The sequence below is a fragment of the Bartonella sp. CL435QHHD genome (assembly GCF_042195095.1).
Lineage (GTDB): Bacteria > Pseudomonadota > Alphaproteobacteria > Rhizobiales > Rhizobiaceae > Bartonella.
In genome coordinates this window covers 154,890-168,477 of sequence record NZ_JBHINS010000081.1, presented here as the reverse complement: position 1 = coordinate 168,477, position 13,588 = coordinate 154,890, and the positions used below count along the sequence as shown (strand labels likewise).

Sequence of the window (13,588 nt, the reverse complement as noted above, 5' to 3'; positions counted from 1 at the left end):
GTATCCTTAACAAGTGCTAAGATAAGAGTAAAGAGGAAATTGATTCGTTATATCTTTTACCTTTTTCTCAACAGCCATTTCAACGGCATGATTATCTTCATCACTTTTTGCGCTCCGAAGACCATCAAGAACTTCTGAAATCAGATGACCAACTTGAATAAACTCTTTTTCTAAAAAACCACGCGTTGTGGTAGCAGGTGATCCCAAACGAATTCCCGATGTTATAGATGGCGTTTCAGAATCAAAAGGAATACCATTTTTATTGCAGGTAATATGAGCGCGTCCCAAAGCCAATTCAGCACGTTTACCTGTTAGATTTTTGGAACGTAAATCAACCAACAACAAATGATTATCTGTACCACCAGAAACAATATTAAAACCATTACTCTGTAATGTTTTTGCTAAAGTTTTCGCATTAGCGACAACATTGGCACTGTAACTCTTGAAAGAGGGACGCAAAGCCTCCTCAAACGCAACAGCCTTTGCGGCAATCACATGCATTAAAGGACCACCCTGAAGACCAGGAAAAATTGCAGAATTAATTTTTTTGGATAAAGCCTCATCATTTGTCAATATTAAACCACCACGAGGACCTCGAAGCGACTTATGTGTTGTTGTTGTTACAATATGCGCATGTGGAACAGGTGAAGGATGCACGCCACCAGCAACAAGACCAGCAATATGAGACATATCAACGAGTAAATGAGCACCAATCTCATCTGCAATTTCACGGAATCGCTTCCAGTCCCATAGCCGTGGATAAGATGAACCACCCGCTATAATAAGTTTGGGCTTACGCTCTTTTGCCAGCTGCTCAACTTCATCCATATCAATAATCTGATCTTCTCTACGTACACCATAGGAAACAACATCAAACCATTTTCCTGACATATTAACAGATGAACCATGCGTAAGGTGACCACCAGCATTTAAATCTAATCCCATAAATGTGTCATTAGGCTTCAGTAAAGCTAAAAAGACAGCTTGATTCATTTGGCTACCAGAATTAGGCTGTACATTCGCAAAAGCAGCACCGAAAAGCTGTTTTGCCCTTTCAATGGCTAAATCTTCAACGACATCAACAAATTGACATCCACCATAGTAGCGGTTTCTTGGATAACCTTCTGCATACTTATTAGTTAAAACAGACCCCTGCGCTTCAAGAACCGCTCTTGAAACAATGTTCTCTGAAGCAATCAGTTCAATTTCATGTTGTTGACGCTCAAACTCCCCTCTAATTGCATCAAAAATTGCACCATCAACAGTTTGTAAACTATCATTAAAAAAGCGCTTTTGTGCGTCATTTTCTTGCTGAGTCATAAAACACATTCCTAACATAAAAAAATAAAGTCAAGAAACGATAACACAGCAAACCATGCAAACCAAACATTTTAAACCACTTACACTCAAAAATAATGAAGCAAATATTTATCTTATTCTTTGTTATAAAAACAGCGAAAAACTTCCCTCTCAAGAATGGTAAAAAATGAGATTACATTTCTTTTTTTTACACTCTTAATTTGTTTACACCTTTTACAAAAAATATCTATAATCTAAAGAAATTCAATAATTTAATGATTAGAAATAATTTATAATGTGAAAAGCTGAATATAATAGGCAAAGTTAATACGAAGGCAAATAAGAATGCTAACCAAAGTTTTTATTGATGGTGAACATGGCACAACCGGACTACAAATACAAAAACGCTTAGAAAGGCGTACAGATTTAAAACTACTCTCTCTAGCTCATAAAGATCGCCATAATGTTCATCTGCGACAAGACTATCTTAATCAAGCCGATATTGCTATTTTGTGTCTTCCAGATGATGCTGCACGCGAAACAGTTCATTGGCTTAAAAAAAATAAAAACATTAGGATTATTGATAGCTCGACAGCCCACCGTGTTGCACCAGACTGGGTTTACGGTTTTCCTGAAATGACAGCAGGACAAAGAAAGCGCATCCAAGCTGCACATTATGTAACCAATCCCGGATGCTACCCTACCGGGGCCATTAGTTTGATTCGCCCCCTCCGTGAAGCAGGACTACTAGACGCCTATTATCCCATCTCGATTAATGCAATCTCCGGCTATACTGGTGGTGGGAAACAGTTGATTTTACAAATGGAAAATCAATCTCAACAAAATATTCAGGACAATTATTTTATCTATGGTCTTAATCTTGAACACAAACATGTGCCAGAAATCAAAATCTATGGACAAATCAATCAAACCCCACTTTTTATACCAAGTGTGGGTCGTTTTTCTCAGGGAATGATTGTGAATCTTCCTCTGCACCGCCATTTATTCACAAAATCAGCAAACTGTTCTGATTTGCGCGAAATTCTCGCAAACCATTACGATGGACAAAATACCATTTTAGTTGCATCACAAGAAGAAACTGCTTCACTTCAAAGACTTAATCCAGAGTGTTTAGCCAATAAAGATGATATGAAACTGTTCGTATTTGGAAATGATCGTGAAGGTATTTTTAATCTCAGCGCCATATTCGATAATTTAGGAAAAGGCGCATCAGCTGCGGCTATACAAAACCTCGATTTAATGCTTTCAAGCGACTAAACCTCCTTAAACACAAACTTTTATTCAACAACGCGATATGCCCCTTTTGTTGCTCGCCAGTGCGCAACCGCAAAACATAACACTGCTAGTGCCATACTTTGATGAATGAGCCCTAAACTTATCGGAACCTCATGTAACAGTGTTAAGATACCCAAGAGTGCTTGGATAATAATCATAACACAGATAAGAAATGCACGACGAGAATGGGTTGAATGTGGAACATTTTTTTGTACGTAGAAAGCATGAACAACTGAGACAATAAATAAAAAATAAGAAAAAAACCGATGAATAAATTGAACCATTAAGGAATTTTCGAATAAATTGAGCCAAACAGGATGATGTTGCAACAATCCATCAGGAATAATCTGCCCATCCATAAGCGGCCATGTATTATAGACTTTTCCAGCATGAAGCCCTGCAACCAAAGCTCCGAAATAAATCTCTATCAAGACGAGAATAACAAGCCAAGCCGCAAAATATTGCACCTTTTGATTTGCTGGCTTTTCTGAGTATTCTGCAAGTCCTCGAGATAAATAAGTAACAAAAACAATAACAAAACATGCCGTTATAAGATGAAATGCCAAACGATATTGGCTCACACTTGTTAAATTACTTTGCCCAATCCCTGAAGCAACCATCCACCAACCAATAAAGCCTTGAAAGGCGATAAGAATAGGCACGACAATAAGCGGAAGTAAGATATTTTTTTCAACACGCTTAGTCGCCCAAAACCAAATGAGCCCCAATAAAGCAACAAGACCAACAAGACGCCCAAGAAAACGATGCGCCCATTCCCACCAAAAAATGACCTTAAAAGCACTTAAAGTCATATCAGGATTAAGCAGCTTATACTGTGCTATCTGTTGATATTTTAAAAATTCCTCTTGCCATTGATCCGCACCAATCGGTGGAATAACGCCATGTATTGGCTTCCATTCCGTTATAGATAATCCTGATCCCGTCAAACGAGTAGCGCCACCCACTAAGACAATTGCCAAACAAAGCAATAAAATAGAGTAAAGCCACACCTGTATTTGTTTTCTATTTTTCTTTTGCACAGATGTTAAAATGCTATTGTTTAATCTCTTTACTGCCATCTCTGATTGCCCCACGCTTCTCTCCAACTAAAATGCATTTTAAAATTTAAACATTAACTCTTTGTCTATTTTAGTATGTACTACAACTTTAGCAAAAAACAAGCATACCACTATAACATGCGATACATATTTCTTTTTTTACGAAGCTTATGATGCAACAATGCGATAAACAGTCTTTGGAAAGCTGTCTACCATCCGCATCATCCATTCTTGTTCATTAAGAACAGTGTTACAAATATAATAGTCTGTTAGCTCTGCAAATTGCTCAAATCCATATTTTGGTTCACTTGCCATCTCTTGGATGATAAAATCATATTCTTTTTTAAATTCTTGTAATATATGAGAAATATCATTTGAAAAATCTTGTGCAGAAATAGCACTTGTTAACCCCTGAGGAAGAATATCAACCCCCGTATCATAATCACGGTAAATAACATCATGCAACTTGGCATTGCCAGTTAAAATATCACTCAGTCCGCGATGTGGGCCAATGACTTTCTCTATTTGTTGACCAGAAATATCGACCAACAAAATTGTTTTATTCTCTTTTGTGAGATGAAGTGAAAGCTTTGCCGCTGTCCGTGCTGCCTCTGGTCCAATGATTGAAACAATGGTTGAAGCACGCCATTTCAAAACATCAGATAATCCCTCTATCGTAATAAAAGCTTCAAAATTTTTCATTTCTTGAGAGACTAAAATACTCTCATTCTTCTTAAGAGCATTTTCTTTTGATATCAAATCCTCTTCTGAAAGTTGGTCTTTTTTGCTTTTAAAGCACGGATAAAATAACAATATTCCTAGCAAAAGAGTAAGGAAGCTGGCCAATGCACTCACAAGAATATTTTTTCCATAAAGAGCCATAAAAGAAATTGGTGCTAACGTTGTTGGCATAACCACGTGGATATTTGCATTTTGTAAGAGAAGAGGATCATCACTCAATCTCCGATATGAATCAATATTTTTTTCTCTTCGTTGAGCAGACTTGCTCATCGCTTCATTTTGTGCATCGACTGCTGCTTTTATTTTATTTTCAAACTCGTTAAATATTTCATTCAAAGATTGGGATTGATCTTTTACAAAAAAGTTCATTCTTTTTTTGAGCTGTTTTTCTAATTCCGTTGCAATAACCTCATCTGAATGAACTTGATAAACGATTTGTAAAATTTTATTTTTTAATTGATGAGAAACTGTCTCTAATTCTGCAGTCATCGCTTTAATTTGAGGATGTGTCCACCCCAATTGCGCAGCCATATGTGCTCTTTGTGTTTCCAAGAGGTCACGTTTAGATTCCAGAGAAACAATTGCTGAATTGCCTGCAATAAACGATAAAGACAGTAAAGACTGCCCATTTTCACGCATCATATTAATTGTTGAATTCAAACTTGTTAAATGAATACGCTTTAAAGTTGCTTGCGTTAATTGCATCGAAAGATCATGAAGCTCTGTTTGTTTTACACCATGCTGAATAAAAGAATCAACAGATTTACGAAATTCCTGCACGATATTAACGATTGCAGTATTATCATATTGTTTGTCTTCTAATTTATCATTTAACAAAAATTGTTTCTGTTTTATGATTGCTTGTGAAAATGCGGAAAACCAAATTTCCAAACCACGTTGAGCTGCTTCAAGTGTCTCGGCTTCAAAAGTAAGATCGATAAAATCACCATGACGCGATAAATGGATATTTTCATGATTTTTTTTCTTATAAGAAGCACTTAAAGAAAAATTCGAATCATTGAAGAACATAGGCTGTGAAAACAAAAAAGCGATAACATCGTCTTGCTTTTTAATTGGTAATGGTTTTCCTACAGAATCAGATAATGAAAATACTAAAGTTGCTTGGTAACCACGGGGCTGGACAAAATAATACAACCAAATCAAAGATACACATAGCATTTGTAATAGCAAAACAATCAAAATGCTTCGCCATACGGTACGTACGAATAGTCTTTTATTACACTTAAGACTCATCTTTATTTTAACCAGCAAAATACTTCTTCATATTGTTTTATTAAGAGAAAGTAGTAACTATCCTCTTAATTTGCTGTCATATTATTTTGAGATAAGAAAAACATAAAATTTAAGCATAAATGTTCAACAATAGCTTTAAAGAACTTAATTCATATTTTTTTTGATATTCTCTAATTGCTTTTTTGCTTCAGAAGTAATAACGGCTCTAATGGTAATAGACCCATCATCATGTCCTTCTTGCACTATTTCCGCAGAGTTTTCATAAAACCAATCGATAAGCGACATTTCATGAGGCTGTAAAAGATATTCAATGCTTTGCACCTCTCCAAAAATTCGCATTTCAATAGCTCTTAATAATTGATCAAGTCCATCCCCTTTAAGTGCTGATACCATGAGAGCAGGATTTAGTCGTGTTTTTGCGCTTGTTTGTAAAACACTCAATGCTTGCCCATCCAACATATCAATCTTGTTCCAAACTTCTATGATATGCTCCATATCATCAATATCGATATCAAGACTTGAAAGCACTTCTAAAACATCTTGGGCATGTGCTCGATGATCAAGATCTGACATATCTCTTACATGAAGAATGAGATCCGCTTCAACCACTTCTTCAAGGGTTGCTCTAAAAGCTGCAATCAAATTTGTTGGCAAATTAGAAATAAACCCTACAGTATCAGACAAAAGAATAGTTTTTCCATGGGGAAGGACAACTTTGCGCAAAGTCGGATCAAGCGTTGCAAATAACATATTTTTTGCTAAAACATCTGCACCGCTTAAACGGTTAAAGAGAGTTGACTTTCCTGTATTCGTATATCCTACCAGTGCCACAACAGGATAAGATGTTTTTTTCCTTTTTGCTCTATGAAGTGCACGTGTTTTAATAACCGTTTCTAATTCGCGGCGAATACGAATAATTTTCTCTTGTAAAAGACGCCTATCTGCTTCAATTTGCGTCTCACCAGGTCCACCTAGGAAGCCACGCCCTCCCCGTTGCCTTTCCAAGTGTGTCCAACTACGCACAAGCCTCCCTTTTTGATAGGACAAACGCGCTAACTCTACTTGCAAAACTCCTTCTTTTGTTCGTGCACGATCCCCAAAAATTTCAAGAATCAAAGCCGTTCTATCGATAACTTTACAATTCCATAATTTTTCTAAATTACGCTGCTGTACTGGCGTTAAAAAGTGATCTACAATCGCAAGCTCAATAGAATATTCATCTATATAACAGGTTAACGCATCTACTTTACCTTTTCCAAAGAGAGTCGCAGAGCGAGGCGTTGCAATATTAATCGTTTCATAATTAACAACTTCTAACCCTATAGCACGCGCTAACCCTAATGACTCTTTAACACGAGAAGATACAGAACACTCTCTCAAAGAGCTTTCACTTCTATTTTCTTGAAAAAACGGTATCAAAACAAGTGCGCGCACCTGTCCTGTGTTCTGCGCAAATACCCCTCCTAATCTCTCATTTTCATTTATCATAGCAATCTAAGTACTTTTAAAATGGGATAAGAGGTCTATCTTAAAATGATATGTTTACTCAGGACTTTCACCCTCAAACATCTGTACAGGCTGCCCAGGCATAATCGTAGAAATAGCATGCTTATAAACCAATTGCGCGTGTCCATCTCGGCGTAAAAGAACACAAAAATTATCAAATGAAGTTACAATACCCGTGAGTTTAACGCCATTGACAAGAAAAATTGTAAGGGAAATTTTTTGCTTACGCACCGTATTTAAAAACACATCTTGTAGGTGTTGTGATCGCTCTGCCATTATTCTTACACCTTTATCTAGATTGCATAAAATATTCGTGCATGCATATCGACTGAAAAATATCCAATTGTCAACGTAGAAGCTTCAAAATTCAGCAACAAACAACTGAAATTAGAGAAAAAACGGCTCTTTAAGGCAATAATAAAGTACAGCTTACGAAAAGCTATACTAAATTAAAAATTTTTCCACGTTTACTTTTTTATGAGCTTACAATTCAAAGGCATACTTTTATACGTGCTAAGCTATTACAGACTATATGTGATGATGAAACTGCTTCGTTTAGAATCAATAAAAGTAAGCGGACAACAACATTTATTAACGATTATCGGTATTAAAGAGAAGCGTTCGCACCTTACTGTATATATAACTGCTATTAAATTGTCCTTATTTCAAAGACTGCCGGCTTATAAAGCTTTTTATAAACACAAGTTGTAAACAGTATTTTTGTTTTTGTTAGATTTAAATAATAAATTGTTTTTACTATATTTTATAACATTTTTAAACAGGGTATAAGAAACTGCGTTAACTTTATCTTGATAAGTTTTTAAAATTTTTCCCTAAGCATATTCCTTTCTAAATAATTAACAGCTAGTATATAGAAATTATGTGGAAGAGGACGTATCCCTTTTCCGGCTGTAAGAGTACGAGGCGAGTATGGCACGCAGAACCAAATTGCAAACATTTGAAGTTGAAGTTGAAGAAGCCCTCACAAAAGCTATGAACTTTGATTTCGATGACACAGGATTTGAAACGATATCATCCAATAATTCTGAAAATGTTGTTAATGTCGATGATCTGATTCAAAAAATTGCAATGGCAGAAGAAGAATTTTTTGCTGAAAACGGTACGTCAACTTTTATTTCTAATATTCATGATGAAGCTGTTATTGATAAATCCGTTGTTGAACAGCTTTTTGCTCCAAAACCTTCACCTGATATTTCAGGTGGAACTGTTCATAATACATTATTGCCTACAAAACTTCTTCCTGCAAATGATGATATAACAACCCCTGTAAATTTTGGACCATTCAAGCAGCGTTCTTCCTCTCGAGTCTACTGGTATACAACAGCGCTTAGTGCTTTATGGGCAACGGGAGGAGCTTTTATTGCGCATAAGCTCGCACCTACCGGACTCAGCTCCTTATCCAATATCAGCACTTTTGTTACATCCCCAACAGGACTTGCTGTAGCAGCCGGAACAGCAATTCCTATCCTTATATCTTGGGGCGTTGCTCAATTAACAAAACGTTCAAACGACTTGCATAATATTGCGCTTCTTATGACCAATGCTGCACAGCGCCTTAGTGAACCACAACATCTATCTGAAAAACAAGCTATTGCTATAGGGCAAACCATTCGTGAAGAAGTAGCGGCAATGAACGAAGGTATTGAACGTACCCTCGGACGTGCTGTTGAACTTGAAGCAATCATACAAGGTGAAGTTCACAATCTAGAACAAGCCTATGCTGAGAATGAATCACGCATTCACACATTAATCAAAGAATTGAGTAATGAACGCATAGCCATTTTGAATCACGCAGATCGCGTACAATCAACAATTAAAGGAACCCAAGAACAACTGAGTGATGAATTTGGTTTGGTTACCTCTAACATTGTGACCAATGTTGAAAAGCTTGCACAAACCCTTTCTCAAACTTTACAAAAACAAGGTGAAGACCTTGTTGAAAAACTTTCCCATGCCGGTGATGGCGTAACAAATCAACTTGTTGAAAAATTTAACAAAACAACAACACAAATTCAGCAGAAAAACACGGAATTTTTTCATGAATTAGGAAAAAACTTTGATGGTTTTGCAAAACGATTTGATCATAATGAAAAACAAATAGAAAAAACCTTTAATGAAACAGCTGAAAAAGCGGAAGTACATGTTGCTAAAATTGCAACACATATACAAGCAGTAACAGATCAAACTTTGCACGCTGTCGATGAAAAGTTTAAAGCCTTGGATAAAGCTCTTATTGATCGTAATAATCAATCTCTACAGAATTTTGATGAGAAGATCTTAAAGCTCGACGACCAAGCACATAAACTCTCTTCTAAATTTGATAACGTAACCTCGCAAGCAATTGGAGCCTTTGAACAACGTTTAGCAACTGTTGATCTTTCTCTTAAAGAACATAGTGATTCCATCATTGATTCCTTTATAGAACGCAGTCAGGCTTTAGAGGATAATGCTGAAAAACTTGGTAATTTCTTGGAAGCTCATGTCTTGAAAATAAATGAGAACCTCCAAGAAAAAACAGCAGACATTACCCATGCATTTACAAATGGACGTGAAGCCATTCTTTCTGCAATTGATAAAAGTAAAGAAAGTCTGAGAGAAGAAATTCAATATGTCGACAATGCCATTGTTGATATCATACAAGAACGTTCACAAGATTTTAAAGTACAACTTTCTGATCAACGAGCTCTTATGGCAGACATGCTCGATAACGAGAAAAATAAAATTGCGGATACATTAAGAAATCAAATTGATGTTTTGTCCCAAAATACTTCTCATATTGAAAAAGTTTTGGCTGATAATGTTCAAGTCGTTGATAAACAAGCTGAAAATCATATTACAAACATCATTCAATGCACTGAAAAGCTACAAGATGTCATTGTACAAAGCTGCAATACAACCCAAGATGCTTTAGAAGCACAGGCGAGAAATATTGATATCCGTGCCGATGCTCTGCGCGACTCTTTAGCGATTAATAGTTTTTCTCTCAATGAAGTTCTTGCCGATCAAGCACGCACACTTGAGCAACGCATGGAAACAATCCATAACCTCATTGCAAAAAGTGATATACGTGTCGATGTTGCATTGAAACAACAAATAGATTTAGTTGAGAGTGCAATTGTCGCCAATAATAAAAACATTACTGAAACGGTTCAAGATCATATCAGAAACCTTGAAAACCATGCCGAAATTTTAAAGAATACTCTTTCTCAATCGAGTGGTGTTTTCTTTGAAACCCTTGAAACACGTATGGAATCATTTGATACAGATCTAGAAGATCGTGCACACAAAATTTTTGAACGAACAACAACGCTAGAGGAAACATTATCTGAAAAATTCAGCCAAATCTGTGAAGCCATTGATATGCAAACATCTGTTATTGAGGAACGTTCTGACACGTTAAAAACGTCTCTCATTCTTAATAATGAGCAAAGTCAGATAATTCAACAAGCGCTGGAAAGTAGTGTTGACAATATGCGTGTAACCTTAGAAGACTCTGTTAATACAGTTACAGATAACCTGCATAATAAGATTATAAAAGCTTCTGATATTCTTTCTTCTACGAGTGAACAAATTCTTTCATCTGTTACAAATGTTACTGCACAAGCAGAAAATATTCTCTCAGAATCAGGCAATCGCATTGTATCAAATGTCAAAAAAACTGTTTATGATACCAGTGAAAAAGTTCTGTCCGTTCTGTCTGAACAAACAGCGCATACTGTTGAAGCTTTCGCAACAGCCAGTCATAATGCACAAGCATTATTGAATGAAACTATTCACACATCAACAACAGCAATAGAGCAAGTCCTTAATGAACGCTGTGATGTTCTTCATCACTCTATGCAAAATCTTAAAAATAATTTAGGATATCAGCTCTCTGATGTCACGAGCCGTCTGGAAGATGCTGGAAATCAAACAACAACACAAATTTCACAACATGTTGGAAAAATAACAGAGCTTACAAATCACTTAAATCAAGCAGCGCAAAATACGACAGAATCAATTGATTCTTTAACACAGCATATCGGTGAACAACTCTCTCTTTCCACACAAGATGCTGAACAAAGAATTTATGCACATAATGAATCTTTAGTGAATAGCTTAACCAAAGCCAACTCTGAAACACTTCAAACAATAACGATTATGAAAGAAGAACTTGTTAATAATGTCTCATCCATCTTAACACAGTTGAATCAATCAATTCACAATTTTCACGAAAATAGTAATGTTTTATTATCGGCTGTTCAAAATATTGATGGGCAGTTTAATGAGAGTACGAATAATTTTTTCCGCAACACGGACCAAGTAGCAGAGCGTTTGTCAGCCTCAAATCAAGCGCTCAATACTAATGTTGAAATTCTGCAAGGACTTTCAAAGAGTACCTTTGAACAAATTAATCATATAACGAGCAGTTTTGGTGAACATGCAAAGACACTTTCCCAAACTATTCATGTTCTTGAACAGTCTGAAAATTCACTTAGCGCAACACTTGAAGAAAAACATAATACGCTTTCTGTATTAAGCGATGCTCTTGTTTCAAAGTCTCATGAAATTAATCAAATGATTGGGCATTATGAAAAAATCTTCAACTTAGCACTTGAACGCTCTGATAAGAATGCGCGTAATTCTACAAATTCATTCCAACAATCACTTAATAAGCTTGTTAGTGAAGCATCAACGCGTTTTTCAGAAGCAGCAGAAGATATACGTCGCTCCGCTGATGAAGTTCGTTTAGAGCTTTCAAAGATTAATAATGATATCAATGAAAATGTAAAAAAACTTCCAGAAAAAACAAAAGAAACAACGCAAACAATTCGCACAGCTTTGAATGAACAGATTACAGCGTTACAAGATTTAGTCAGTGTTATACAAAATGATCAAAAGAGCGTACAAAAACAGCTAATATCAGCATTTCCTACATCATCAATATTTAATCAAAAAAGTGACAGTTCCACTGAGTCTGTTAAAAAGATTGTGCCACCTAAGCCTATCTTGCAACAAGATCAAAGCAAAAAAAGACCAAATAAATGGGTATCAAATCTCTTAGAAAGAGCTTCACGTGAAGAAACATTTTATGATGCTCCCCCTAGTGATGATGTTTTAACATCAGTGCAAACAAAACCATCTCCTGCAAACTGCTCTCTTAATTCATTAGCTTCTGGTATAGTGCAAGCTATTAATCACAATGCCATTGTTGAGCTATGGGATCATTATCAACGTGGACAAAAAAACATCGTAACAGAACGCCTTTATACCTTAAATGGACAAAAAATATTTGAAATGATTAAGAAAAAATATATGAGCGATTTTGGGTTTAAACGTTCAGTGAATCAATATGTTACAGATTTCGAAAAGCTCTTACGTGATATATCGCGCAGTTCTGGCTCTTCCAACTCAGTTCGCAAGTACTTGATATCAGATACCGGAAAAGTTTACACTATGCTTGCTCATGCAAGTGGTCGAATCCAATAACAAATAAGAAAAGTGGAAAAAATATTTTTTCCACTTTCTCTCTCTCTCCAGTTGTTTTAATGGCTTATCATAGAGTACTTTTCTTTCAACCGTAGCTTTGTACTTCAAGGGTTGGGATAATTGGCATGCGAGTTTTCTTTGATATCCTAAGCAATAACCCTAAAGAAGCGTAATGGCTTATCAAACAACATATCATTCTAAGAATGATAAAGCATGTTTTCTATTTCCTTATCTTTTTCTTAACTTCTTTATTTTTCATAGTTTCATAAAGGTACAAAATCGGTAATAATTATTTTTATTAATTGTGAAAAAAATTCATGCTTTTGTATTAAAATAGCTTATAGAAACACTTCTATTTATTTTTTTAATGTTTTTATCCACATATTACTCTCGTTTGAATTATGTAAGTAAATGTTTTTTTATTATATTAGGTGAATTTGAAATAAAAGAAGCTTATTGTATTCAAATTTTCTATTCAACATACGAGATGATTCATTATAAATTATAAAGTAACGCATTATACGGAATATATGAACTTTAGGTATAAAACATGCAATTACAGCTGTTTCGGATATACTTTTCGTTTATTAAAACACAGATTTGTAAGTATATTAAAAATATACAGCTCGCATTATTAAGAGTTCAATTGAATAATAAACAAAATGACTTTCATTTTTAAAGTTCCAGTTTCCTTTTAAATAGCTGCAAAAACAATTTATAAATTGCAAATTGTTATTTAAAATTTCTTCTATCTCCCTATAGAAATTTAAATAAAGAAGATGAAGTTAATAGAAAACACTCTTCTTTTTTTTCCTTAATTTGTAAGCATTGCAAAAAAAATAATGGCTTGGTAATGTAATCATTAGTAATATTTTATTTGTTTGTAGACTAATCAATTTTTACGCGTTTTATTAAGGAAAGAAAAAGCTAATCGTGCTGCTATC

Annotated in this window: 7 protein-coding genes; 2 read left to right on the top strand and 5 right to left on the bottom strand. The window is 35.3% G+C overall.

Features of this window, described 5'->3' with window-relative positions; all coding sequences use genetic code 11:
- Positions 1-6: 6 nt before the first annotated feature.
- Entirely contained in the window at positions 7-1,320 is a 1,314-nt protein-coding gene (gene glyA, locus ACFILH_RS08040; RefSeq protein WP_273791386.1) for a serine hydroxymethyltransferase, read from the bottom strand.
- A 324-nt stretch (positions 1,321-1,644) separates the two neighbouring features.
- Here glyA and argC point away from each other — a divergent pair, with 324 nt between their 5' ends.
- A complete protein-coding gene (gene argC / locus ACFILH_RS08035) occupies positions 1,645-2,577 on the top strand; it encodes an N-acetyl-gamma-glutamyl-phosphate reductase (RefSeq protein ID WP_273791387.1) in 933 nt (310 codons plus the stop codon).
- Between the two features lie 20 nt (positions 2,578-2,597).
- On the opposite strand, the gene ACFILH_RS08030 is transcribed toward argC, so the two are convergent.
- From ACFILH_RS08030 to hfq, 4 genes are all read right to left on the bottom strand, one after another.
- The gene (locus ACFILH_RS08030; protein ID WP_375643173.1) at positions 2,598-3,674 is read right to left on the bottom strand and encodes a COX15/CtaA family protein; all 1,077 of its coding nucleotides are present in this window, start codon (positions 3,672-3,674) and stop codon (positions 2,598-2,600) included.
- Between the two features lie 147 nt (positions 3,675-3,821).
- Entirely contained in the window at positions 3,822-5,648 is a 1,827-nt protein-coding gene (locus ACFILH_RS08025; protein ID WP_375667621.1) for a hypothetical protein, read from the bottom strand.
- Between the two features lie 144 nt (positions 5,649-5,792).
- Entirely contained in the window at positions 5,793-7,136 is a 1,344-nt protein-coding gene (gene hflX, locus ACFILH_RS08020; RefSeq protein ID WP_273791390.1) for a GTPase HflX, read from the bottom strand.
- 54 nt (positions 7,137-7,190) lie between these two features.
- A complete protein-coding gene (hfq, locus tag ACFILH_RS08015) occupies positions 7,191-7,430 on the bottom strand; it encodes an RNA chaperone Hfq (protein WP_005773461.1) in 240 nt (79 codons plus the stop codon).
- Between the two features lie 654 nt (positions 7,431-8,084).
- On the opposite strand from hfq, the gene ACFILH_RS08010 reads away from it, so the two are divergent.
- Positions 8,085-12,644: a hypothetical protein gene (locus ACFILH_RS08010; protein WP_375667619.1), complete on the top strand. Its 4,560-nt coding sequence runs from the start codon at positions 8,085-8,087 to the stop codon at positions 12,642-12,644.
- Positions 12,645-13,588 lie beyond the last annotated feature (944 nt).

Bases quoted from the DNA above. Each gene is read 5' to 3' on its own strand.
- glyA (WP_273791386.1), bottom strand. From the start codon at position 1,320: ATGACTCAGCAAGAAAATGACGCACAAAAGCGCTTTTTTAATGATAGT.
- argC (WP_273791387.1), top strand. From the start codon at position 1,645: ATGCTAACCAAAGTTTTTATTGATGGTGAACATGGCACAACCGGACTA.
- ACFILH_RS08030 (WP_375643173.1), bottom strand. From the start codon at position 3,674: ATGGCAGTAAAGAGATTAAACAATAGCATTTTAACATCTGTGCAAAAG.
- ACFILH_RS08025 (WP_375667621.1), bottom strand. From the start codon at position 5,648: ATGAGTCTTAAGTGTAATAAAAGACTATTCGTACGTACCGTATGGCGA.
- hflX (WP_273791390.1), bottom strand. From the start codon at position 7,136: ATGATAAATGAAAATGAGAGATTAGGAGGGGTATTTGCGCAGAACACA.
- hfq (WP_005773461.1), bottom strand. From the start codon at position 7,430: ATGGCAGAGCGATCACAACACCTACAAGATGTGTTTTTAAATACGGTG.
- ACFILH_RS08010 (WP_375667619.1), top strand. From the start codon at position 8,085: ATGGCACGCAGAACCAAATTGCAAACATTTGAAGTTGAAGTTGAAGAA.